This is a genomic window from Mycolicibacterium vaccae NBRC 14118 = CIP 105934 (genome assembly GCF_001552715.1).
GTDB classification, from domain to species: domain Bacteria; phylum Actinomycetota; class Actinomycetes; order Mycobacteriales; family Mycobacteriaceae; genus Mycobacterium; species Mycobacterium vaccae.
Genome location: NZ_BCRS01000073.1, coordinates 1 through 23,214 on the forward strand (window position 1 = coordinate 1; position 23,214 = coordinate 23,214).

25 protein-coding genes and 1 pseudogene are annotated in these 23,214 nt (G+C 69.7%); 12 read left to right on the forward strand and 14 right to left on the reverse strand.

Annotation, left to right across the window (positions count from 1 at the left end; translation table 11 throughout):
- Positions 1 to 724 (reverse strand): hypothetical protein (locus MVA01S_RS30880; RefSeq protein WP_060941629.1); only part of this gene is annotated, 724 nt, incomplete at its 3' end.
- A gap of 159 nt (positions 725 to 883) precedes the next feature.
- On the opposite strand from MVA01S_RS30880, the gene MVA01S_RS15405 reads away from it, so the two are divergent.
- Entirely contained in the window at positions 884 to 1,696 is an 813-nt protein-coding gene (locus MVA01S_RS15405) for a HugZ family pyridoxamine 5'-phosphate oxidase (protein WP_003931373.1), read from the forward strand.
- A gap of 4 nt (positions 1,697 to 1,700) precedes the next feature.
- Positions 1,701 to 2,279 carry an orotate phosphoribosyltransferase gene (locus MVA01S_RS15410; RefSeq protein ID WP_003931374.1) on the forward strand — a complete coding sequence of 193 codons (579 nt, stop codon included), beginning with the start codon at positions 1,701 to 1,703 and terminating at the stop codon, positions 2,277 to 2,279.
- 137 nt (positions 2,280 to 2,416) lie between these two features.
- On the opposite strand, the gene MVA01S_RS15415 is transcribed toward MVA01S_RS15410, so the two are convergent.
- The 4 genes and pseudogenes from MVA01S_RS15415 to MVA01S_RS15430 all read right to left on the reverse strand — a co-directional run bounded on the left by MVA01S_RS15415 (position 2,417) and on the right by MVA01S_RS15430 (position 6,267).
- Positions 2,417 to 3,460, reverse strand: coding sequence for an ABC transporter ATP-binding protein (locus MVA01S_RS15415; RefSeq protein ID WP_003931375.1), 1,044 nt, complete (start codon positions 3,458 to 3,460; stop codon positions 2,417 to 2,419).
- Positions 3,457 to 4,236: an ABC transporter permease gene (locus MVA01S_RS15420; protein WP_040541712.1), complete on the reverse strand. Its 780-nt coding sequence runs from the start codon at positions 4,234 to 4,236 to the stop codon at positions 3,457 to 3,459. The genes MVA01S_RS15415 and MVA01S_RS15420 overlap by 4 nt, the downstream gene beginning before the upstream one ends.
- Before the next feature lie 10 nt (positions 4,237 to 4,246).
- Positions 4,247 to 5,098: pseudogene (locus tag MVA01S_RS15425) on the reverse strand (ABC transporter permease).
- A gap of 11 nt (positions 5,099 to 5,109) precedes the next feature.
- Positions 5,110 to 6,267, reverse strand: a complete 1,158-nt coding sequence (locus MVA01S_RS15430) for an ABC transporter substrate-binding protein (RefSeq protein WP_003931378.1) — start codon at positions 6,265 to 6,267, stop codon at positions 5,110 to 5,112.
- A 108-nt stretch (positions 6,268 to 6,375) separates the two neighbouring features.
- On the opposite strand from MVA01S_RS15430, the gene MVA01S_RS15435 reads away from it, so the two are divergent.
- Both MVA01S_RS15435 and MVA01S_RS15440 read left to right on the forward strand, forming a co-directional pair.
- Positions 6,376 to 6,804: a TIGR03668 family PPOX class F420-dependent oxidoreductase gene (locus tag MVA01S_RS15435; RefSeq protein WP_040541714.1), complete on the forward strand. Its 429-nt coding sequence runs from the start codon at positions 6,376 to 6,378 to the stop codon at positions 6,802 to 6,804.
- 86 nt (positions 6,805 to 6,890) lie between these two features.
- Positions 6,891 to 7,478 carry a sigma-70 family RNA polymerase sigma factor gene (locus MVA01S_RS15440; RefSeq protein WP_003931380.1) on the forward strand — a complete coding sequence of 196 codons (588 nt, stop codon included), beginning with the start codon at positions 6,891 to 6,893 and terminating at the stop codon, positions 7,476 to 7,478.
- Here MVA01S_RS15440 and MVA01S_RS15445 read toward each other — a convergent pair.
- A complete protein-coding gene (locus MVA01S_RS15445) occupies positions 7,454 to 8,374 on the reverse strand; it encodes a DMT family transporter (RefSeq protein WP_040541715.1) in 921 nt (306 codons plus the stop codon). The two genes, MVA01S_RS15440 and MVA01S_RS15445, sit on opposite strands and share 25 nt — an antisense overlap.
- 103 nt (positions 8,375 to 8,477) lie before the next feature.
- On the opposite strand from MVA01S_RS15445, the gene MVA01S_RS15450 reads away from it, so the two are divergent.
- Positions 8,478 to 8,807, forward strand: coding sequence for a hypothetical protein (locus MVA01S_RS15450; RefSeq protein ID WP_040541864.1), 330 nt, complete (start codon positions 8,478 to 8,480; stop codon positions 8,805 to 8,807).
- A 10-nt stretch (positions 8,808 to 8,817) separates the two neighbouring features.
- Here the strand turns inward: MVA01S_RS15450 and MVA01S_RS15455 are convergent, their stop codons facing one another.
- Entirely contained in the window at positions 8,818 to 9,126 is a 309-nt protein-coding gene (locus MVA01S_RS15455; RefSeq protein ID WP_003931383.1) for a hypothetical protein, read from the reverse strand.
- A 274-nt stretch (positions 9,127 to 9,400) separates the two neighbouring features.
- On the opposite strand from MVA01S_RS15455, the gene MVA01S_RS15460 reads away from it, so the two are divergent.
- Positions 9,401 to 10,678: a M23 family metallopeptidase gene (locus MVA01S_RS15460; RefSeq protein WP_003931385.1), complete on the forward strand. Its 1,278-nt coding sequence runs from the start codon at positions 9,401 to 9,403 to the stop codon at positions 10,676 to 10,678.
- A gap of 43 nt (positions 10,679 to 10,721) precedes the next feature.
- Here MVA01S_RS15460 and MVA01S_RS15465 read toward each other — a convergent pair whose 3' ends face one another.
- The 6 genes from MVA01S_RS15465 to MVA01S_RS15490 form a co-directional block, all read right to left on the reverse strand.
- Entirely contained in the window at positions 10,722 to 12,005 is a 1,284-nt protein-coding gene (locus tag MVA01S_RS15465) for an MFS transporter (protein WP_003931386.1), read from the reverse strand.
- A gap of 77 nt (positions 12,006 to 12,082) precedes the next feature.
- Positions 12,083 to 12,877, reverse strand: a complete 795-nt coding sequence (locus tag MVA01S_RS15470; protein WP_040541716.1) for a hypothetical protein — start codon at positions 12,875 to 12,877, stop codon at positions 12,083 to 12,085.
- A 3-nt stretch (positions 12,878 to 12,880) separates the two neighbouring features.
- The gene (locus MVA01S_RS15475; RefSeq protein ID WP_040541866.1) at positions 12,881 to 15,244 is read right to left on the reverse strand and encodes a glycoside hydrolase family 65 protein; all 2,364 of its coding nucleotides are present in this window, start codon (positions 15,242 to 15,244) and stop codon (positions 12,881 to 12,883) included.
- The gene (locus MVA01S_RS15480) at positions 15,244 to 15,954 is read right to left on the reverse strand and encodes a beta-phosphoglucomutase family hydrolase (RefSeq protein ID WP_003931389.1); all 711 of its coding nucleotides are present in this window, start codon (positions 15,952 to 15,954) and stop codon (positions 15,244 to 15,246) included. Before MVA01S_RS15480 ends, MVA01S_RS15475 begins: the two co-directional genes overlap by 1 nt.
- A 35-nt stretch (positions 15,955 to 15,989) precedes the next feature.
- Entirely contained in the window at positions 15,990 to 16,859 is an 870-nt protein-coding gene (locus MVA01S_RS15485; protein WP_003931390.1) for a rhomboid family intramembrane serine protease, read from the reverse strand.
- A gap of 1 nt (position 16,860) precedes the next feature.
- Positions 16,861 to 17,274: a VOC family protein gene (locus tag MVA01S_RS15490; RefSeq protein ID WP_003931391.1), complete on the reverse strand. Its 414-nt coding sequence runs from the start codon at positions 17,272 to 17,274 to the stop codon at positions 16,861 to 16,863.
- 299 nt (positions 17,275 to 17,573) lie between these two features.
- Between MVA01S_RS15490 and MVA01S_RS15495 the strand changes: the two genes are divergently transcribed.
- The 3 genes from MVA01S_RS15495 (at position 17,574) to lipE (ending at position 19,640) form a co-directional block, all read left to right on the forward strand.
- A complete protein-coding gene (locus MVA01S_RS15495; protein ID WP_040541718.1) occupies positions 17,574 to 17,984 on the forward strand; it encodes a heme-binding protein in 411 nt (136 codons plus the stop codon).
- A 64-nt stretch (positions 17,985 to 18,048) separates the two neighbouring features.
- A complete protein-coding gene (locus MVA01S_RS15500) occupies positions 18,049 to 18,462 on the forward strand; it encodes an Rv1352/Rv1906c domain-containing protein (protein ID WP_040541720.1) in 414 nt (137 codons plus the stop codon).
- A complete protein-coding gene (gene lipE, locus MVA01S_RS15505) occupies positions 18,459 to 19,640 on the forward strand; it encodes a lipase LipE (protein WP_081529103.1) in 1,182 nt (393 codons plus the stop codon). Before MVA01S_RS15500 ends, lipE begins: the two co-directional genes overlap by 4 nt.
- On the opposite strand, the gene MVA01S_RS15510 is transcribed toward lipE, so the two are convergent.
- Positions 19,615 to 20,253, reverse strand: coding sequence for a TetR/AcrR family transcriptional regulator (locus MVA01S_RS15510; RefSeq protein ID WP_003931395.1), 639 nt, complete (start codon positions 20,251 to 20,253; stop codon positions 19,615 to 19,617). The genes lipE and MVA01S_RS15510 overlap by 26 nt on opposite strands.
- A 97-nt stretch (positions 20,254 to 20,350) precedes the next feature.
- On the opposite strand from MVA01S_RS15510, the gene MVA01S_RS15515 reads away from it, so the two are divergent.
- The 3 genes from MVA01S_RS15515 to MVA01S_RS15525 all read left to right on the forward strand — a co-directional run bounded on the left by MVA01S_RS15515 (position 20,351) and on the right by MVA01S_RS15525 (position 23,208).
- Positions 20,351 to 21,334 carry an NADP-dependent oxidoreductase gene (locus tag MVA01S_RS15515; protein ID WP_003931396.1) on the forward strand — a complete coding sequence of 328 codons (984 nt, stop codon included), beginning with the start codon at positions 20,351 to 20,353 and terminating at the stop codon, positions 21,332 to 21,334.
- 108 nt (positions 21,335 to 21,442) lie between these two features.
- Positions 21,443 to 22,429: a zinc-dependent alcohol dehydrogenase family protein gene (locus MVA01S_RS15520; RefSeq protein ID WP_003931397.1), complete on the forward strand. Its 987-nt coding sequence runs from the start codon at positions 21,443 to 21,445 to the stop codon at positions 22,427 to 22,429.
- Positions 22,430 to 22,551: 122 nt separating this feature from the next.
- On the forward strand, positions 22,552 to 23,208 hold the full coding sequence (locus MVA01S_RS15525) for an isochorismatase family protein (RefSeq protein WP_003931398.1): 657 nt from the start codon (positions 22,552 to 22,554) through the stop codon (positions 23,206 to 23,208).
- Positions 23,209 to 23,214 lie beyond the last annotated feature (6 nt).

Below are 23,214 nucleotides of genomic sequence, written 5' to 3' on the forward strand. Positions count from 1 at the left end.
GCGGTCGACCCGCGATGGTGCCTGCGCGCGGCACCGTCACCAGCGGGGCCCGGAACACGAACGCCTCCGGGTAGGCACCGCCGCCACCGCTGCCGCCGACGCCTCCCCCGGTCGTGGTGCCCGAGGTCGCGTCGGCCACCGGCGCCTCCTGTTGGGTGCGGAAGGTGGGCCCGGGCGCCGGCGCCGGAGCGGGCACGATCTTCAGCGCGCGCAGGAACTCGGTCAGCGTCGGCACCTTGATCGGGAAGGTGGTGTAGAACGTCGACGGTGTCGGCCAGGCGCCGAACGGGATCTCGCCCGGACCGGGCAACCGGACGATGGGCACCTTGATCGAGTTCGCGCCAGGCACCTGGCGCGGCGCAGGCGGAGGTGGTGGCGGCGGAGGCGGAGGCGGCGGCTCGACAACCGAGTTCTCCCGGTTATTACCGCCACCGGTGCTCACCTCGGGCACGGGCTCAGGCTCTGGCTCGTGCGTCTCGGTCGGCTCCTCGACGACGGGGTCCTCGTCCGGCACGGTCTGGGTGGGTTCGGTGGGCGCCTCGGGTTCGTTGGACGAGCCGCCGTCGCCGGTGTCCGGTCCGGTGCCGGGATCGTCGGTGCTCTGGCTGGAGACGTCGGAGTCCCCGGGGTCGGCGGCGACCGGAACTGCGGCCACGCCACCCAGCACGGCGGTCACGGTGAGCACGCCGGCGACCGCGGCGGCGCGCACAACGGGCCCGACCATGGCGCCTCCATCTCCGGAGGGTCCGTCGCTTTACGCGAACGGTGAATTCGGTTGCAATTCTCGCACATCGGCGCAAGGGGGCCGCCCCGATCGGACAGTTTCAAATCGACGCCAGCGTCAGTTTGCGGCGGGCTCCGGGTGGCAGGATAAGGTGCCGTCGTGACGTCTGCCGGCCCCCCTCGTGACCACGGAGACCCGGGTGATGCTCCCACCGTCCCGCCCCCGCTGACGGAGCCCGCCCCCGCGAGGCGGCCGTCGGCGGCCGAAGAGGCCAGGACCATCGCGGCGTCGACGAACACCGGCACGCTGGCAACGCTGACCGCCGACGGCGACCCGTGGGCGTCGTTCGTCACCTACGGGCTGCTCGAGGGCGCCCCGGTGCTGTGCGTGTCCAACCTGGCCGAACACGGTCGCAATCTGGCCACCGACCCGCGGGCGAGCATCGCGATCACCGCGCCGTCCACCGACGCCGACCCGCTGGCCAGCGGCCGGGTCACGCTGGCCGGGCACGTCGAGGCGCCCGTCGGCGCCGAACGCGACGCCGCCCGCGAGGCGCACCTGGGCGCCGTCGCCGCCGCGAAGTACTACCTGGACTACAGCGACTTCACGCTGTGGGTGCTGCGGGTGGACCGGGTGCGCTGGGTCGGCGGATACGGCCGGATGGACTCCGCCACCGGCCGGGACTACACCGCAGCCCAACCCGACCCGGTGGCCCCGCGCGCGGCCGGGGCGATCGCCCACCTCAACGCCGACCACGCCGATTCGCTGGCCGCCATGGCCCGGGCCCTCGGCGGATACCCCGACACCGAGTCGGCGGTGTGCACCGGCGCCGACCGCTACGGGCTGGATCTCCGACTGGACACCCCGCGCGGGATGGCCTACACCCGCGTCGGCTACCCCCGACCTATCGACTCTATCGACGAGTTACGTTCGGCTGCGGTCGAATTGGTGAAGATGGCCCGAGGAGGCTGATGCGATGTCGACCGTGAACGACCGCCCGCCGACCTGGCAGGCCGCGTTCGACCTGATCCGCACGCGTGGTCACGAACGGCGCGAGGAGCCGTTCAAGTTGGCCAGCGGCCAGCTCAGTCACGACTACATCGACGGCAAGTACGCCGTCGACACCGGGGAGCGGCTGACCATCGTGTCCCGCGCGGTCGCCGACCTCGCCGCGGCCAACGGCATCGAGTTCGACGCCGTGGGCGGCCTGACGATGGGCGCCGACCCGCTGGCGCACGGCGTCGCGATGGTCACCGGCAAGGCGTGGTTCTCGGTGCGCAAGGAGCAGAAGAAGCGCGGCAGGGAGCAGTGGGTCGAGGGCACCCGCCTGGAACCCGGGATGCGCGTGCTGCTCGTCGACGACGTCATCAGCACCGGCGGGTCCACCGAGCTCGCGCTGGAGCGCATCGCCCCGCTCGGGGTGGTGGTCACCGGCGTGATCCCGATGGTCGACCGCGGTGACGTCGCCGCGGCACGCTTCGCCCGGCGCAACGTGCCGTTCCACGCGCTGGTCACCTACCGCGACCTGGGGATCGAGCCCGTCAAGGACGTCTGACGGCCTCCGCGGGGCACGTGGCTGACCCACCCGTCACACACATCCACATTTGGCAGGTCCCCACTCGTACTTTCCCTGCAAAACGTGGATACGTGGGGCGCGTGGGACGCCAACCCGCGCGGACCCGTCGCCGCCGTCTAGGGGCGACCTGTGACGAGCACTCCCCCCGGCTCGATACCGACGGTCACCGGGTCACCGGGCGCGAACCCCCGCGCCACCGAACTGGACAGCTGGGCGCTGAGCACCGAGCCGTCGGGCAGCGCCAGGTGCACCCGCGAGATCGCCCCGAGGAACGACACCGCGCTGACGGTCGCGGCGCCGGCGGGATCGGCGGTGACGGTCACCGCCTCGGGGCGCACCATCGCCAGCCCCGGCCCCTCGACCGAGCCGGGCAGCGCCGCCACCGACACCCCGAGCAGGGTCGCGGTGCCGCCGGACACCGTGGCCGGCACCTTGTTGTTCAGCCCCACGAAGTCGGCGACGAACGGGGTGGCCGGGTTGGCGTACAGGTCGGCCGGCGCGGCCAGTTGTTCGAGCCTGCCCTGGTTCATCACCCCGACCCGGTCGGCCACCGCCAGCGCCTCCTCCTGGTCGTGGGTGACGAACAACGTGGTAGTGCCGACGTCGAGCTGCACGCGCCGGATCTCGTCGCGCAGCTGGGTGCGCACCTTGGCGTCCAACGCTGACAGCGGTTCGTCGAGCAGCAGCACCCGCGGCTGGATCGCCAGCGCGCGGGCCAGCGCGACGCGCTGCTGCTGCCCGCCCGACAGTTCCTTGGCGTAGCGCCCGCCCAGCGCGCCCAGGCCCACCAGGTCCAGCATGTCGGACGCCCGGGAAAGCCTGTCCCGCTTGCCTTTCCCCCGCATCTTCAAGCCGAAGGCGACGTTGTCCAGCACAGTCAGGTGCGGGAACAGGCTGTAGGCCTGGAACACCATGCCCATGTCGCGCTTGCTCGCAGGCACCCGGCTGATGTCCACGCCGCCGACCGACACCGTGCCCGAGGTGGCTTCGTCGAGGCCCGCCAGAATGCGCAGCGCCGTGGTCTTCCCACAGCCCGACGGGCCCAGCAGCGCGACCAGCTCGCCGGGTTCGATGTGCAGCGTCAGGCCGTCGAGTGCGCGGGTCGACCCGTACACCCGGGTCAGATCAGTGAGCTGGACGGCGACACCGTCGTTGGTCATGTGGTCACTCCCGGGGTCTTGCCGCCCCGCCGGCCACGGGTGACCAGGGACAGGATCAGCAGCAGCACAAAACCGAACAAAAGCGTCGCCAGCGACGCCGCCACCGAGGTCGGACCGTCGCTCTTGCCGATGAGCACGATCTGGACCTGCAGTGTCTCGTAACCCGACAACGACGCGATGGTGAACTCGCCGAGCACCACCGCGATCGAGATGAACGCGGCCGACAGGATGCCCGACCAGATGTTGGGCACCACCACCCGGGTGATCGTGGTCAGCCACCCGGCGCCCAGCGACCTGGCCGCCTCGGCCAGCGTCTGCAGGTCGATCCCCGACAGCGCGGCGTCGATGGCCCGGTAGGCGAACGGCAGCACGACGACGACGTAGACGAACGTCAGGGTCAGCGCGGACTCCCCGAGCAGGTAGGTCACCCACAGGTAGACGTTGCGCAACCCGACGACGATCACCAGCGCCGGGATCGTCAAGGGCAGCAGGCAGAGAAACTCCACCAGCCCCTTGGCCCACGGTGCGCGCAACCGCACCCAGATCATGGTCGGGACCAACAGCACCAGCATCGCGGCCACCGTCAGCACCGCCAGTAGCAGCGACACCACGATCGACTGGTAGAGCGCCTCGTCGGCGACCAGGTTCGCCCACGCCTGCCAGGTACGCCCACCGGCGATCAGGTTGCGGGTGGAGAAGTCGGCCATCGCGTAGAGCGGGAACAGGAAGAACAGCCCGAACAGCACCCACAGCGCGCCCCGCACAACAGTTCTCATGATCCGGCCCTCACGACAACCACCTCGAACTGCGGCGTACCAGCAGGTTGTAGGCGACCATCACCAGGGCCACCACGACGATCATCTCCAGTGCCAGCGCGTAGGCGAACCCGGCCTGGCCCAACACGACCTCGCTGACCAGCGACGCGCGGATCAGCAGAGGCAGGATCGGGCTGCCCTAGCTGACCAGCGCCGCCGCGGTGGCGTAGGCGGCGAATGCGTTGGCGAACAACAACAGTGCCGAACCCAGGAACGCCGGCGTCAGCAGCGGGATCGCCACCTCGCGCCAGTACGCCCAGGTCGAGGCCCCCAGGCTCACCGCGGCCTCGCGCCACTGCTCGCGCAGCCCCTCCAGCGCCGGGATGAACACGATGACCATCAACGGGATCTGGAAATACGTGTACACCAGGATCAGCCCGCTCAGCCCGTAGAGCCAGCCCGAGCCTGCCAGATTGAACCCGAACATCTGCTGCACCCACAGGGTGAGCACACCGTTCAGACCTATCGTCGCCAGGAACGCGAATGCCAGTGCGACACCGCCGAACTGGGCCAGCACGCTGCACAGCGACAGCACCGCGCGGCGCACCATCGAGGCCGGCGGGCTGCTGACGATCAGCCACGCCATCACCGCCCCGAGGACGGCGCCGATCAGCGCGGTCGCGCCGGAGAGCAGCACGCTGTCGCGCAGCGCAGACAGCGCGGTGCCGCTGAACAGCGCGGCGATGCGGTCCAGGCTGAAAACCCCGTCGGCGTACACCGCGCCCACCACCACGGTGACCGTCGGGATGATCAGGAAGATGACGACGACGGTCAGGAACGGTAGCAGCGGCAGCGAATCACGCAGCCGGCGCGCAAGACTCACAGGCGTCGACCTCAGCCGACCGCGGCGGCCCAGTTCTCCGCCAGGTACTTCGACGCGGCCTCGGTCTGCTCGGGGGTCGGCACAGTCACCGGCCCGTCCACCACGGGCAGCGCCGCGGCGACCGCCGAGTCGAGGGTGCCGTCGGCGAGCATGTTGTCCGCCCGCACCGGCCGGACCCCGCCCTTGGCGTACAGGTTCTGGCCCTCGTCGCTGTAGAGGAACTCCTGCCACAGCCGGGCAGCGGCCGGATGCGGTGCGTCCTTGTTGATCGCCTGGTAGTAGTAGCCGGCCACGGCCTGATCCGGCGGCACCAGCACCGTCCAGGACGGCAGTTTCGCGGTCTGCGCGGAATTCGTGTAGTTCCAGTCGATCACCACCGGCGTCTGTCCGGATTCGATGGTGGCCGGCGTCGGGTCCACGGGCAGGAAGTTGCCCGCCTGCTTGAGCTTTCCGAAGAACTCCACACCGGGAGCGATGTCGTCGGCCGAACCGCCCTGCGACAGCGCCACCATCAGCACCCCGGAGAACGCCGCGCCGGCCTGGGTCGGGTCGCCGTTGAGCGCGACCTTGCCGCGGTACTCGGGCTTGAGCAGATCGTCGACCCGGGTCACCGGGGGCACCTTGGAGGTGTCGAAGCCGATCGACATGTAGCCGCCGTAGTCGTTGACCCAGGTGCCGTCGGGATCCTTGAACGCGACCGGGATGTCGTCGAACGTCTCGACCTTGTACGGCGCGAACATCGCGCTGTTGGCCAGCGCGACGGACTGGCCGAGGTCGAACACGTCCGGGGCGGTGCTGCGGCCCTTCTGCTGGTTGGCGGCGTTGATCTCGTCCTGGCTGGACGCATCCGGCTGCGCGGAGTTCACCTTGATGCCGTACTTCTCGGAGAAGGCCGTGATGATCTCGCCGTAGTTGGCCCAATCCGGCGGCAGCGCAATCACATTGAGCTCGCCCTCGGCCTTGGCCGCTTCGATCAGGCCGTCCATCCCGCCGAAGTCCTGCGCCGAGGTGGCCGCAGCGGCGTTCACCCCGGACTCAGTCTGGGCGTTCGAGTTGTCCTTCTCGGGCGGCGCGCAGGCCACGGCGCCACCGACCAGCAGCGCCGACGCGGCGAGAGCGAGCACCCGGGACATCGGTTTGTGCCCTGGGGTGTTGCGTGAGGTGTTCATTGCCGAACCTTCCGATGAGCAGGAGGCTGCGCAGTGGCTCAGCGGTTACCGCCCCACGACTCCGCAGTGAACGAATCCGACCAGCAGTGCGCACCCTACCCTGGGACGATGACCGAAGCCGAGAACCGGGACGTTATCGCCGCGTTCACCGCCGCGCCGGTGGCGATGCTGGCCACGGCCGGACCTGACGCGGTGCCCCACCTGGTGCCGGTCGTCTTCGCACTGCCCGAGCACCGGGACGACGTCCTGTACACGGCGGTCGACGCCAAACCCAAGACCACCCAGCGGTTGCGGCGGCTGGTCAACATCGAGCGCAACCCGGCGGTCAGCCTGCTCGTCGACCACTACGACGACGACTGGTCCCGGCTGTGGTGGGTGCGCGTCGACGGTGTCGCGACGATCCACCACAGCGGCGTGGAGATGGCCACCGGCTATGCCGCGCTGCGCGCGAAGTACCACCAGTATCAGCGGGTGGAACTCAACGGGCCGGTGGTCACCGTCGAGATCCGCCGCTGGTCCTCCTGGTCTGGGGGTTAACCGGTAAGGCGTGGTGCGGTTCTCCGGAGCCGATTTGGGGGTCAGCCGGGAAGACTGCGCGGCCCCCGCGGAGGGACAGTCGAGACATGCCCATCGCCGCCCTGAACGCCCAGCTCACCGTCCGCTTCGAGCGTGATGCGATACCGCTGATCGCTGACCTGTACCGGCACGCCTACAAACTGACCCGTGATCACGCCGACGCCGAGGACCTCCTCCAGGAGACCGCGGCCAAGGCCTACGCGGCCTTCGACAGCTTCCGCGAGGGCACCAACCTCGTGGGCTGGCTGTACCGGATCATGCTCAACACCCACATCAGCGCCTACCGCAGACAGCAGCACCGGCCGATGCTGCAGTTCACCGACGAGTTCACCGACGGCCAGCTGTTCGCGCACAGCCGGCGCAGCAGCGGGGGCCCGTCCTCCACCGAGGAGATGGCCCTGGCGAACGCCAGCGACCCCGCGATCGCGGACGCGATGCGCTCACTGCCCGAGAAGTACCGCACCGCGGTCTATTACGCCGATGTCGAGGGCCGCAAGTTCAAGGAGATCGCCGCACTGACCAACGTGCCGATCGGCACCGTGATGTCCCGGCTGCACCGGGGCCGCAAACAGCTGCGCGACAAACTGGCCGAGGTCGCCCGCGACCGGGGCTACACGTTGCCCGACGCCGCCTGAGCTTTGTCGGCCCGGCCCGCCGCACCGGCCTCCAGTTGCTCCTCGTAGGCCCCCTCGTCGCGGCCCAGCGCGATGGTGCCCGCGACCATCGCCATCGTCGCCACCACCAGCGCGACCGCGTCCCACCGGCCGACTTCGAGATGCTCACCCAGCACCACCGCCCCGAGGCCGACGGCCACCAGCGGTTCGAGCACCAGCATGGTGGGCACCGAGGTCTGTAGCGACCCGGCGTGGAAGGACGACTGCTGCAGCAGCACCGCCACCACGCCCAGCACCATCAGCAGGTAGACCACCGGGGTGGTCAGCACCACGGTGAGGCCCTCGTGGGTCAGCAGGTGCATGACCAGTTTCGTCAGCACCGCGACGACGCCGAACAGCACCCCGACCGCGACTGCCAGCAGCACCGCACGGATCCACCCGATGACGCGGGTCGCGACGATCACGCAGGCCAGCACCGCGGCGGTGCAGACCACCGCGACCACCGCCGAGGTGGACAGCGACGCCTCGTAGTCGCCGGGGCTGGCCTTGGCCAGCACCACGAACACCGCCAGCGCGACGGTGAGCAGCACCGCCCAGGCCCACTCGGCGCGGGTGACCCGCCGGTGCGCCAGCCGGGCGCTCAGCGGCAGTGCGAACAGCAGCGCCGACACCAGGATCGGCTGCACGAGCAGCAGCGACCCGTTGGCCAGGGCGAGCGCCTGGAACACGAAACCCGCGATCGCCGCCGCGGTGCCCGCCCACCACAGCGGCCTGCGCAGCAGCGTCTGGAACATCACCACGCTGACGCCGTGCTCGGCAGGTACGTCCAGGGTGGCTCGCTGCCGTACCACGATCCCGATTGCGAGGAACACCGCCGCGAGAAACGCCAGCAGCACGGTAAGGCCATGCCCGATCACCCGACAAGGACAGCACACCCGGCAGCGCCGCGCGCAGTGTGGTCCGTCTCAAAATGTGATCGATCTTGTTTCGGCAGCGGGGAACTGGGGCATGAATGCGGCCATGAACGCGAGACGGATGATCATGATCGCCGGGGTGGCAGTGTTGCTGGCAGGCATCATCGCCCTGTTGGTGCCGGTGTCGATCCCAGGCCCCGAAGGCAGCATCAGTTGCGGTAACGGCATCGCCGCGGACCTTTCCCAGGCACGCGACGCCGACAGCGGCAATCTGGCCAACCTGCCGGTGCTCAATGAGATCGTCCCGCACACCGACTACGCGGCCTCGTGCGAGTCGGCGCTGTCGTCGCGCCGCGCCTGGGCCATCCCGGTGACCGTCGTCGGCCTGGTGGTGCTCGCCGGATCGTTCTTCGTCGGCGGCCGCGTCCGGACCTGAGTCCGACCCGTTAGGACGCGCGTCCGTCGACGACGCGCAGACGTGGGGCCGTCCCGTCCGGGGCGGCCCCCCGGTCCGTCCGCGAATCGGACCCGGTCGGCGCGATCCGGTCGTTGACCCGCGCCACCGCGGAGTCCACCCGGTGCACGGCGCGGTCACAGAGCCCACTGACGCGATCTCCCGCGGCGTCGACGTCGTCGGCCGCGCTGCGCAGGTAGGCGCGGACGGTGACCCGGAATTTGTCCCCGACCAGGCGCAGCCGGCGACGGAGCCGGTCGTCGACCTCGACGGTGACGTAGGGCAATACCTGGAGCTTCATCTGCGGGTCTCCCCTCCGTGGATGACTGAGCCCACCCTAGCCGGGTTCCGGCAAACCCACGTCGGGCAATTGCAGGTCGCGCGACGCGGCGCGGTGGACCCCGTCCGATGGGGCGGTCATCACCCGGTTGATCTTGTTGTGCAATGACACCCGATCGGCCGAATCGGCGGCTAGGCTTCCGCGGCGAGGCCACCGTTCGACGGCATCCACCTCCCACAAGGGGCACCGATCACCTTCTCATCGCGCACGACTGACCGGCGAGGCAAGTAGTCCCATGCGAACGTCACCGACCCTTCTGCTCGCCTGTGCCGCACTCCTGGCAGCGTGCTCGACCCCTGTTGAACCCACCTCTGTCGAACCCGCCGGGTCGAGTCCGACCCCGGTCGCCGACGCTCGCGGGGGTATCCCGCCCGGCTATCCCGTCGACGTCGACGTGGTGGCACCACTGGTCATCACAACGCTCGGCCCCGACCCCATCCCGGTCACCGGCACTGACGGCAAGGTCCATGTGGCCTATGAGCTCTCGGTGCTCAATTCCGGATTCCGGCCCGCGACGATCACGAAGCTGGAGACCCTCGCCGACGGGCCCGACGGCGCCACCGTCACGACGGTCTCCCAGCGCGAGATCGTGGAACGAACGCTGCTTGTGCCCAATCTGCTGCCCGATCCCGTCACCGAGATCCCCGCAGGGCGCACCGCGGTGCTGGTGCTCGACGACGTCTACGACACGCTCGCGCAGGTGCCCGCCGAGGTCACGCACCGACTGACCGTCACGCTCGGTGCGGCGGCACCGGAGTATCACGCGGTGAGCTCGAGGTACCCGGACTCCGTCACCCAGATCGGCGGACCGGTCCGCACCGGCACGGGGTCGCCGGTGGTGATCGGGCCGCCCTTGGAGGGCGACGGCTGGGTGGCCGGTAATGCGTGCTGCACCGTCTCGACGCACCGTGGAGCCGTCATAGGCGTGGGCGGGAGGCTCAGCGGCAGCGAACGCTATGCCATCGACTGGGTGCGTGTCGACCCGGCCGGCCCGGCCACCACCCACACCGGTGACGGCACGCGCAACGCGGATTACCTCGCCTACGGCGCTCCGCTACTGGCCGTGGCCGACGGCACGGTCGCGGCGGTGTCCGGCGGCTACCGGGACGCGGCCCCGCAGGTCGTCACGCCCGACCAATCCTTCGAGGAACTCGGCGGCAATCACGTCATCCTCGACATCGGCGACGGCAACTTCGCCCTCTACGCGCACATGCTCCCGGACTCGACATCGGTGAAGGTCGGGGACAAGGTCACCCGCGGCCAGGTCATCGGACGCCTCGGCAACTCCGGCAACACCACCGAAGCCCATCTGCACTTCCACGTCATGCGTGCCCCGGTGCCGCTCTCCAGTGACAACGTGCCGTTCGAGATCGACCGGTTCACCTTCGTCGGATCGATCGGCGACGGGCCTGACGGTCCGCTGCTCGTGCGGGGACCACAGCCGGGCGAGCGCACGGACCAACTGCCGCTGGCGTGGGACGTGGTGAACTTCCCGGCCCCTGCCCAGCGGTGAAACGTTGGCGGACAGCACATCCCAGTGGCACGGCGAGGTGTCATCACTGCGTCTGGGGTACCTGCGTCAGTGCTCGGCCGGCCGACTCCCGCAGGGTCAGCACCGTGAGTAGGGACAACACGGCCGCCGCCATCAGGTAGAAGGCCGGCGCGATCGGGTTCCCGGTGGCGGCGGTGAGCCAGGTGACGACGTAGGGCGTGGTGCCGCCGAACACCGCGACGCAGACGTTGTAACCCACCGAGAATCCGCTGAACCGGACCCGGGTGGCGAACAGTTCGACGCCGGCCGACACCGCGCAGGAGATGTACACCGACTCGATCGCCGCCAGCACACAGTGCGCGGCGATGGCCGCACCCGGCGACCCGGACGTCAACAGCAGGAACAGCGGGTAGCCGAGCACCACGAACGCCACCGCGCCGCCGATGAGCAGCGGGCGCCGCCCGACCCGGTCCGACAACGCGGCCAGCGGCAGGATCAGCACCAGCGCGACCAGGCAGGCCAGCGTGATCGAGGTGAACGACAGCGACTTGGAGAAGCCCAGCGTCTTGATGAAATACGTCGGCAGGAACGTGAACACCACGTAGTAGCCGATGTTGAACACGATGAACAGGCCGATCACTTGCAGGATCTGGCGCCAGGAGGAGCTGATCGCCTCGCGCAGCGGGGAATCCGCGGTTTTGTCGGCCTTGGTCAGCTCGGCGAACTGCGGGGTGTCGCCCAGCCGCAGGCGGATGTAGAGCCCCACCAGCCCCAGCGGCCCGGCGATCAGGAACGGGATGCGCCAGCCGAAGCTCTCCATGGCCTCGGCGGACAGCAGCGCCTGCAGCAGGGTCACCGTGACCGAGCCCAGCAGGAAGCCCAGCACCCCGGACCACGCCATGAAGGTGATCGTCAGACCCCGGCGGTCGTCGCGGGCGAACTCCGCCAGATACACCGCGCCACCGCCGTATTCGCCGCCTGCCGAGAAGCCCTGTAGGCAGCGGAACAGCAGCAGCAGCAGCGGCGCGGCGACCCCGATGCTGTCGTAGGTCGGCAGCAGACCGATGCACAGCGTTGCCGCCGACATCAGCAGGATGACCACCGCCAGCACCTTCTGGCGGCCGATGCGGTCACCGAGCGGGCCGAAGAAGAAGCCGCCGAGCGGCCGCATGAAGAACGCCGCGGCGAAGATCGCGAAGGTGTTGAGCAGAGCGGCGGTCTCGTTGCCCGCGGGGAAGAAGTGCGCGGCGATGAAGGTGGCCAGGAACCCGTAGATCGCGAAGTCGAACCACTCGACGGCGTTCCCGATGGACGCGCCGGTGACCACCCGGCGGATGTCGGTCTCCATAGTCGAACCCCCGAAATTAAGCGTGCCGCTGAGCATTTCGCTTACCGCGTGCTGTTCGACGCGGCGCTGGGGGCAACCTATCGCTTCGCCGCTTTCACCGCCTCAGCGGCATCCCGGCTGGCCTGTTTGCCTGCGGCGTAGGCGTCCTCGGCGGCGACCAGGGCCTGTTCGGCGCCGTCAAGCGCCTGTTCGGCGTCCGCCAGCCGGCGCCGGGCGTCGTCGCGGCGCAGACGCGCCCGGGCCAGATCGGACTGCAGTTCGCTCAACGCGGCGTCGGCCTCGGACCGGGCCCGTTCGGCGGCGGCCACCGCGGCCCGCGCCTCCCGTGAGCTCGCCTTCGTCGGGGCCGGCTTCACCGGCGTCTTCTCCCGTGGCCCGGACCCGCCCGACACCGCGGCGCTGGACCCGAAATCGCCGAAGCCGGACCACTGTTCGGCCTTGCTGAGCCGGCCGAGCCGCACGGTCACCTCGGGATCGGCGATCGCGGCCTGCAGCGTCGACGTCACGTCCTCGCGCAGCGCCGCGGGCGGCGAAGCGATGCCGGCCTGCCGCAGCGCGGTGCGGGTGAGGTCGTCGACCAGCCTGCGCTGTTCTGATGTCAGCGCGCGGATCTCCGCGCCGTCCATCGCGGCATGGGCCGCGCGCAGTCGGGCACCGAGGTCGGCGAGCGTCGACCGCGCGGCGCCGCCCAGCACCAGCGCGTTGACCACCCAGGCGGCCGTCGTGGGTTTGCGGCTGGAGCTGATGCGGCGCGCCGCATCCGCGTCACCGCTCTTCTTCGCGGCGGCGGCCAGCCTCTTCCGTACCTGCGTGAATTCCCCGGGCGCCGCCGAGTAGAGCTCGTCCAGCGCGTCGTCCACCGGGGAGGACATCGGTCAGTCCTGCTGGTCGGTTGTGCGCCTGCGCAACGGTTCACGGCCCGGCGGCTGCGGGGGCGGGGGCAGCAGCGGAACGCGCGGCCGCACCGGCACCTCGGTGGGGTGCTCGGTGCTGAGCTCCAGTGGCTCGCCGGCGTGCCGGATGGTCAGCGCGCCCCACGGCCCGTCCCGCAGGGTGTAGGTGACCGTCTGGTGGTCGGCGGCGACCGTGACGCGAAAACCGCGCCAGCGCAACCGGAAACACAGCCGGGTGATCCCGTCGGGCAGGTGCGGGTCCAGCTCCAGCATCCCCTGGTCGTCGCGCAGCCCGCCGAACCCGGCGACCAGCGCCGTCCAGCTGCCCGCGAGCGAGGCCAGGTGCAGGCCGTCGCCGGTGTTGTTGTGCAGGTCGCGCAGGTCGATCAGCGCCGCTTCGTAGGCGTAGTCGTGTGCCAGCTGCATGTGGCCCACCTCGGCACACATCACCGCCTGGGTGCACGCCGACAGCGAGGAGTCCCTGGTGGTCCGGCGTTCGTAGTAGTCGACGTTGCGGGCCTTCTGCTCCGGGGTGAACGCATGGCTCTGCCACTGCATCGCCAGCACCAGGTCGGCCTGTTTGATCACCTGCGCGGGATAGAGCCGGACGTACGGTTCATGAAGCAGCAGCGGGTATCTGGTGTTGGCCCGGAAGTCCCACTCCCGCAGCAGGGTGAATCCCTCGCACTGCGGGTGCACACCCAGTTCGTCGTCGTAGGGGATGTGCACGGCCGCGGCCGCGTCCCGCCACGAAGCGGTCTCCTCGTTGTCGACACCGAGTTCGACGGCGGCCTCCGGCCGGCGGGTGCACGCGTCGGCCGCGATCCGCAGGTTGGCCGCGGCCATCAGGTTGGTGAACACGTTGTCGCGCACGACCGCGGTGTACTCGTCGGGTCCGGTGACGCCGTCGATGCGCCACCGCCCGTAGCGGTCGTGGTGCCCCAGCGACATCCACAGCCGGGCGGTGTCGACGAGAACGGTCAGCCCGCACTCCTTTTCCAGGGAGTCGTCGCCGGTCACCACCCGGTAGCGGTCGAACGCCATCGCGATGTCGGCGTTGATGTGGAATCCGGCCGTGCCCGCCGGCCAGTACGCGGAGCACTCCTCACCCTGGATGGTGCGCCACGGAAAGCTGGCGCCCCGCAGATCCAGCTCGCTGGCACGTTCCCGCGCCAACTCCAGCGTGGAGGCCCGCCAGCGCAGCGCGTCGGCGGCAGCGCGCGGAGCGGTGTAGGTCAGCACCGGAAGAACGAATCCCTCGGTGTCCCAGAAGGCATGGCCGTCGTAGCCGGTCCCGGTCAGGCCCTTGCCCGCGATGGCGCGCCGCTCGGCGCGGGCGCTGGCCTGCAGCACGTGGAACAAGCCGAACCGCACGGCCTGCTGGCAGTCGGCGTCGCCCTCGACCTCCACGTCGGCGGAATCCCAGAATTCGTCGAGGTATTCGCGTTGGGACCGGACCAGTCCGTCCCACCCCGTGTAGCGGGCGCCGGCGATGGCGGCGGCCACCTGATCGCGCAGCGCCGGACGTGACCGCAGGCTCGACCATCCGTAGGCCAGGTACTTGACCAGACGAAGCCGCTCACCGGCTTTCAGTGCGGTGACCACCGTGGTCCTGGCCCAGTCGTCGCCCGCGTCGCCGCTGACGTCGACCCGGCCGGGTCCCTCGACGACATGGTCCATCGCCGCGGCCATCGTCAGATCACTGGACCGGGTGCGGTGGATCAGCATGGCACCGCGCTCGCTGACCTCGTGCTGCATCGCCTCCAGCGGCGTGGTCAGTACCGCGGCGACGCGCGGATCGGCCGAGGACGACGGCTGGTCCTCGTTGGCGACCAGCTCCGACTGCACCGTCAGCAGCACGTCGTCGACGGCCTCGACGATGTACTCGATGGCCGCCAGGCTGCGCTGGGCCAGCGACACCAACCGCGTGCTGCGCACCCGGACCCGGCTGCCGGCCGGGGTCGTCCAGTCCGCGGTCCGGGTCAGCGTGCCCGCACGGAGATCCAGACTTCGGTCGTGCGAATGCAGTTGGCCGTACCGGACGTCGAAGGGCTCGTCGTCGACCAGCAGCCTGATCAGCTTGCCGTTGGTGACGTCGACGATGCTCTGCCCGTCCTCGGGATAACCGAACCCCGCCTCCGCGTACGGCAGCGGCCGGGTCTCGTAGAACCCGTTCAGGTAGGTGCCGGGCAGCCCGTGCGGCTCACCCTCGTCGAGATTGCCACGTAACCCGATGTGCCCGTTTGACAGTGCGAACAGCGACTCGGTCTGCGGCAGCAGATCCAGCCGCAGCTTCGTCTCCCGGACACACCAAGGCTCGACGGGGAAGGCGTCGTCGGTGATCATCATGGTCGGAGCAACTCCCCGAGGTCGGTGACGACGATATCGGCGCCGTTGTCCCGCAACGCTTCTGACTGTCCTGTCCGGTCCACACCGACCACCAGGCCGAATCCGCCCGCACGCCCGGCGGCCACCCCGGACAACGCATCCTCGAACACGGCCGCCTCGGCCGGCGCGACGTCGAGCAGTTCGGCGGCACGCAGGAACGAATCCGGCGCCGGCTTGCCGGGCAGGTGCTCCTCCCGCAGAGTCACGCCGTCGACCCGCGCCTCGATGTAGACGTCGAGTCCGGTCAGCGCAAGCACTTCCCGGGTGTTGGCGCTCGACGAGACCACCGCGCGCCGCAGCCCCGCGTCGGTGACCGCCTGCAGATACCGTCGCGACCCCTCGAACACGGTGACGCCGTCGCGGCGCAGGCTCTCGTTGAACATCAGGTTCTTGCGCTCCCCCAGCCTGGTCACCGTCTCGTCGTCGGCGGTGAGCCCGCGGCTGTCCAGGAACGAGCGGATCCCGTCGAGGCGCGGTTTTCCGTCGACGTAGCGCTCGTAGTCCGCGCCGGCGTCGAACGGCACGAACGGCTCGCCCTGCTGTCCGGTGTCGCGCAGGTACTCGTCGAACATCGCCTTCCAGGCCCGGCGGTGCACGCTTGCGGTGTCGGTCAGCACGCCGTCGAGGTCGAACAGGCACGCGCGGATGCGTTCGGGTATGCCGAGCATCAACCACTCATACCCGATTTCGGTTGCGGGCCCGGTCAGGCGAGCCCGAGCATCGTCCGCAATTCCGCCGTGCGCCAGATCACCAGCACGACGAACAGCACCAGCAGGCCGGCCGCCGCGCCCGCCTGCACCAGGTTGCGCTGCTTCCGGGGGGCGTAGACGAACGCCGCGGCCACCACCGCCCCGGTCACCAACCCACCGATGTGGCCCTGCCAGCTGATGTTCTGCGACGTGAACAGCGGGATCAGGAAGGTGAACGCCAGGTTCAGCCCGATGATCGCCAACACCGAGCGCACATCCATGTTCAGCTTGCGGCCCACCACGAACGTCGCGCCGAACAGCCCGAACACCGCACCGGAGGCGCCGGCGGTCAGCGCGTTGAAGGTCAGCAGGTACACCAGCACCGACCCGCCCAGCGCGCTGAGCAGATACAACGCGACGAACCGCAACCGGCCGAGCGCGTGCTCCAGCGGCGGGCCCACGAAGTAGAGCGCCAGCATGTTGAACGCGATGTGGGTGACGCTGAAGTGCAGGAACGCCGAGGTGACCAGTCGGTACAACTCGCCGTCGGCGGCGGCCGGCGGCCACAGCCCCAGCGCACGTTCGAGGTTCGGCGAGGCCATCTGCAACGCGAACATGACCAGGTTGACCGCGATCAGCACATACGTCACCAGCGGCGTCGTCGACCGGGCCACTCTGGCGCCGACCGCGTTGGTGACCGGGCGCACGGTCTGGGCGCCGGCCGAGACACAGTCGGCGCAGTGGTGGCCCACCGCGGCGCTGTGCATGCATTCCGGGCAGATGTAGCGGTTGCAGCGGGTGCAGCGGACATAGGTCTGCCGGTCCGGGTGCCGGTAGCAGGTCGGGACCGGGGCCGGGGTGCCGGGCGGGTACGGGTAGGCCATGTCAGAGCGTCCCGAACAGCTCGAGGTGGTTGCCGTCCGGATCGGCGACGAACATCCAGCCCATGCCCGGCACGGGCGCGAACTCGGTGAGCGGCTCCACCACCTCGTAGTCGGACGCCTCGAATTCGGCGGCGACCTCGCGCAGTCCGTTGACGCCGATCGTGAAGTAGCGCAGCCCCGCCTGGGTGCGGCCGCCGCCCGGTGCGGCCGGGGCCGGCGGCGGTGTGGTGTAGGTGACGAGTTTGAGCACGCTGCCGCCGAGTGAGTAGCGGCGCTGCGAGCCGCCGTCGAATTCGATCTCGCCCTGCGGCTCGAGCTCGAGGAATCCTTCGTAGAAGGCGATCATCGGCTCCGGGTCGGTGGTGACGAGGCCGACCTCGATGCCGGGCGTGAGCAGGTCCAGTTTCACGATCACCAACCTATCTCGCGTCCGCGCGGCATTTGCTCGATCACAATTCGGTGACGACCCAGATCACGATCATTTAAGCAATGGCGGCAAATTCTGAGAGGTTTCAGAGTTTACCGACGGATATGGCTGGAATTCGGCCGCAGACGGACCGAATTGAGTCCGATGTCACGCCCGGAGAATGTAACGTTCGACCGGAGAACGCCGTCGGCACAACGAGTTACGTTTGAGCACTTCAGATCTCGGTTACCTTGGATTTCAGGCGGGGGAAGCAGTAACCGATCCAAGATTCGAAGGACCCAAACAACATGAAATTCACTGGAATGACCGTGCGCGCAAGCCGGCGCGCCCTGGCCGGCGTCGGGGCGGCATGTCTGTTCGGCGGCGTGGCCGCGGCAACCGTGGCGGCACCGATGGCGGGCGCCCAGCCGGCCGAGTGCAACGCCAGCTCACTCACCGGCACCGTCAGCTCGGTGACCGGTCAGGCGCGTCAGTACCTCGACACCCACCCGGGCGCCAACCAGGCCGTCACCGCGGCGATGAACCAGCCGCGGCCCGAGGCCGAGGCGAACCTGCGGGGCTACTTCACCGCCAACCCGGCGGAGTACTACGACCTGCGGGGCATCCTCGCCCCGATCGGTGACGCGCAGCGCAACTGCAACATCACCGTGCTGCCGGTAGAGCTGCAGACGGCCTACGACACGTTCATGGCCGGCTGATCATCGCGACGACGCTGCGGCGGCGGGTTCTGCCCCGCCGCCGCAGCACTTAGACTGACTTCCTATGAGGCTGACGACGACGGCAGCGGTAGCGGCCGCGATGCTCGTGAGCTGGGGCGCGACCGCAGCGGTGGCCGGGGCCCAGCCCGCCGAGGGACCGAAGACCACGATCGAGGCGAGCGGCTCGTATGCCGTGGGTGCCGACATCCTGCCGGGCGTGTACCAGTCCGCGGGGCCGGTCGACGGCGGCGCGTGCTACTGGAAGCGCAGCGTCGGGGACAAGATGGTCGACAACCGACTGACCAAGAAGCCCGCGTTCGTGCAGATCATGCCGACCGACACCACGTTCACCACCAGTGACTGCCAGGTGTGGCAGCTGACCAATGCGCCGATGCCGCCCGAGCCGGGACCCGGCGAACTGCTGGGGCAACTCACCCAGGCGATCGGCAGCGGCATGTTCTCCGGGGGCCCGCGCTGACCGACGACCTGGCAGCCGTCACCGCGGTCGGGGCCGAGGACCACACCGGCGTCGACCCCGCCGCGATCGAACGGATCTGGGACGCCGCGGTGCACTGGTACCGGGCGGGCATGCAGCCCGCCATCCAGGTCTGCCTGCGCCGGGACGGTCGGGTCATCCTCGACCGGGCCATCGGGCACGCCTGGGACGACGTCCCGGTGCGCACCGACACACCGTTCTGCGTGTACTCGGCGGCCAAGGCGATCACCACCACGGTGACCCACATGCTGGTCGAGCGGGGGGCGTTCTCGCTGGAGGACCGGGTGTGCGAGTACCTGCCCGGCTACACCAGCCACGGCAAGGACCGCACCACCATCCGCCACGTGCTGACCCACAGCGCGGGCATCCCGTTCGCGACGGGCCCGCGGCCCGACCTCAAGCGGATGGACGACAGCGAGTACACCCGCGAGATGCTGGGCCGGATGAAGCCGGTCTACCCGCCGGGGCTGATCCACATCTACCACGGCGTCACGTGGGGACCGCTGATGCGCGAGATCATCTCGGCCGCCACGGGCCGCAGCATCCGCGACATCCTGGCCGAGGAGATCCTCGAGCCGCTCGGGTTCCGGTGGACCAACTACGGTGTCGCACCGCAGGATGTCGCGCTGGTCGCGCCCAGCCACGTCACCGGAAAGCCGTTGCCCGCGCCGATCGCCAAGGCGTTCAAGACCGCGGTCGGCGGCACCCCGCAACAGATCATCCCGTTCTCGAACACGCCCCGGTTCCTCACCGGTGTCATCCCGTCCTCGAACACCGTGTCCAACGCCAACGAGCTGTCCCGTTTCGCCGAGATCCTTTGCCGCGGCGGGGAACTCGATGGTGTTCGGGTGCTCAAGCCGGAAACCCTCTACGCCGCGACCAGACCCGCCCGCCGGCTCCGGCCGGATCTGGCGACCGGGCTGGCGCCGATGCGGTGGGGCACCGGATACATGTTGGGGTCCAAGCGGTTCGGGCCGTTCGGCCGGGACGCCGACGGAGCCTTCGGCCACACCGGGCTGACCGACATCGCGGTGTGGGCCGACCCGCAGCGGGCGCTGTCGGTGGCGGTGGTCAGCAGCGGCAAGCCGGGCAGCCACCGCGAGGCCAAACGCTATCCGCAACTGCTGACCCGGATCAACGCGGAGATCCCGCGGATCTGACACCCGAGTCCCCCAACGCGCGACGGATCTGAGGATCGGTCGGGGCGGGCGGCACGCCGACACTCTCGTGGGCGGTCACGCCGGCCAGCCACAGCCCGACCAACCGGGCGCTGGAGCGCGGCGCGTCGTCGATGGTCCGATGGATCAGCCCGGCGTTGGCGATCAGCAGCACTGCCAGGTCGGCAGGCGACAGGTCGGCGCGGACCTCGCCGCTGTCCACGGCGCGGCGGAACACGGTGGCGATGGCGCCGTGGTGGCGGTGCCGCAGATCCTCGACATGTGCCGACATCGGCTGCAGTGACGCGAGCAGGTCCGCAAGGCCCCGATTGGTGGCCTGCAACGCACCCGTGGCAGTGACGCAGTCGCGCAACGCGGCCACCGGGTCGTCGGCGCTCGCGGCCTGTTCGGCGATCGCGCAGTAGCGCTCGAGTTGCCCCGCGTAGACCTCCGACAGCAGTTCCTCACGGGTCGGGAAGTGCCGGTACAGCGTCGCGTTGCCGATCCCTGCCCTACGGGCGATCTCGTTGAGTGACACCTCGACACCCTGCTCGGCATACACCGCTTCCGCGGCGGCCAGGGCGGCAGCGCGGTTGCGTCGGGCGTCGGCGCGCACACCGGCCTCCTTCCATCACGGGAATAACCGGGGACATGTCCCCGTTTGATCCTACGTGCCAGCAACCGGGGAGGTTTCCCCGAATAGGAGGTGGGCGATGAAAGCCGTGGTGATCACCGAGTACGGCGGCCCGGAGGTACTTCGGCAGGCCGATGTCGAAGAACCCCACGCGGGACCGGGCCGGGTACGCATCCGGGTGCACGCGGCGACGGTCAACCCGGCCGACGTGCTGCTGCGCATCGGGGACATCGATGACGTACTGCGCGCCGGCCCGTTGACGCCGCCGTACCGCCCCGGCATGGAGGTCGCCGGGCTGATCGACGAGATCGGCGCCGACACCGCCACCGACCTGCGCATCGGAGACCGCGCGATGGCGATCGTGATCCCGATCGAGGAGTCCGGCGGCGCCTACGCCGAATACGTCGTGGTCGACGCCGACCAGGTCGCCCTCGCACCCGCCGGAAGCAGCCACGCCGAGGCGGCCACGTTGCCGATGAACGGACTCACCGCCCGCAGGGCACTCGACGTGCTGAATCTGTCGCCGGGCGACACCGTCGCGGTCACCGGCGCGGCCGGCGCGGTCGGCGGCTACGTGGTCCAGCTGGCCAAGGCCGACGGGCTCACCGTCATCGCCGACGCGTCCCCCGCCGACGAACAACTCGTCGCGGCCCTCGGCGCCGACCACATCGTCGCCCGGGGACCCGCTGTGGGAAAACGGATTCGCACGCTCCGCCCGGAAGGTGTCACCGCTGTCGTCGATGCCGCACTACAGGGCGACGAAGTACTGCCCGCACTGCGCGACGACGGCCAGATCGCCATCGTGCGCCGCCCCGGCGAGCGCGGAACGTCGCCGCTGCACCCGGGACGCGGGATCGCGGTGCGCGACGTGTGGGTGCCCGACTACGCCCACAGGACGGACAAACTCGACGGCCTCCGCGTGCTGGCCGAGCAGGGCGCCATCGCGCTGCGCGTCGCGCAGACCCTCCCGGCCGCCGACGCCGGCGCGGCGCACCGCGCCCTCGAAGAGGGCGGCACCCGTGGCCGTCTCGTTCTCCTCTTCGACGCGGAGGAAATGCTGTGAAGCCGATCGGCGTCGGTGTCATCGGCGCCGGCCCCGGCTCGTCGACCGGATAGCCGGCGCGGCGACCACGGCGGGGACCACAATGCAGATCGAGTCCGAGGAGACGCCATGCGTGCTGCAGTCCTGACCGAGTACGGCAAGCCGCTGCACGTCAGGGAACTTCCCGATCCGGTGCCCGGCCCCGGGCAAGTCCTGGTGCGTGTCATGGCCAGCGGTGTCAACCCGCTCGACATCAAGATCCGCCGCGGTGAGGCTGCGCACGCACAGGTGGTCCCGGCCGCCGTTCTCGGCATCGACATGGCCGGGGTGGTGCAGGCTGTGGGAGACGGGGTCGATGGATTCCGGATCGGTGACGAGGTGTTCGGGATGACCGGCGGAGTCGGCGGACTACAGGGGTCGCTGGCCGAATTGGCGGCCGTGGACGCGCGATCGCTGGCGCACAAACCGGATGCGCTGTCGATGCCGCAGGCCGCCGCGCTTCCGTTGGGCTTCATCACGTCGTGGGAAGGCCTGGTCGACCGGGCCGAGGTCGGGGCCGGCGAACAGGTGCTGGTGCACGGCGGCGCGGGCGGCGTCGGATTCCTGGCCGTGCAACTCGCGATCGCCCGGGGCGCCCGGGTGTACGCCACCGGCAGCGCGTCGAGCCTGGAGATCATCGGCAGCACCGGAGCGACCCCGATCGACTACACGGCAAGCACCGTCGACGACTACGTCGGCGCCCACACCGGCGGCGAAGGCTTCGACATCGTGGTCGACAACGTCGGTGGCGCCACCCTCGACGCGTCGTTCACCGCGGTCAAGCGCCACACCGGACATGTCGTCAGCGCGTTGGGCTGGGGCACTCACAGCCTGGCGCCGTTGTCGTTCCGGGGAGCCACCTATTCGGGCGTCTTCACGTTGATGCCACTACTGAGCGGCCGGGGCCGCGAACATCACGGGCATATCGTCGCGCAGGCGGCCGCGCTGGCCGACAGCGGTCAGCTGGCACCCCGGCTGCACCCCACGACCTTCCCGCTCGACTCGGTCAACGACGCCCATGCGATCGTCGAGAACGGCTTCGCGACAGGCAAAGTGGTGGTGGCCCCGGATGCCTGACGCTTACGGGTATACCTGCCGGCAGGTACGGCGCCACGGTGCCAGCAGTGACGACCTCGGCCGACGGTAGGCGACATGATCGACGAGACACCAAGCCATGACCGCAAACGAGGGGAACTCCAATGACCTGGAATCGAAGCGACACCGCCGTCGTGTTCATCGATCCGCAGAACGACGTGCTCAGTCCCACCGGGATCAACTGGGCGGCGACCGGCGCCAGCGTGACGGAGAACGACACCGTCGCGCACATGCTCGCGATCTTCGAGGCCGCCAAGGAAGCGTCGTTCGGGATGTTCATCTCACCGCACTACTTCTATCCCACCGACCACGGTTGGCTGTTCAACGGCGCGCTGGAAGCCGATGAACTGCGCACCGGCACCTTCGACCGCCCGGGTCCGCTGAACCTGGACGGCTTGACCGGATCGGGCGCCGACTGGCTGGAGGAGTTCAAGCCCTACATCGAGGACCCGGCGACGGTCGTCGTCAGCCCGCACAAGGTCTTCGGCTCGCAGACCAACGACCTTGTGCTGCAACTGCGCAAGCGACGCATCAGCAAGGTCCTGCTCGGCGGGATGCTGGCGAACATGTGCGTCGAATCGCACCTGCGCGATCTTCTGGAGCAGGGCTTCGAGGTCTACGTCGTGCGCGATGCGGTCGCCGGGCCGCGCCACCCCGAGTGGGGCGACGGCTACCAGGCCGCTCTGGTGAACTACAACTTCCTCGCCCACGGCGTGGTGCGCACCGACGATGTCGTCGCCGCCATGCGCGCGTCGATGTGACCGAGA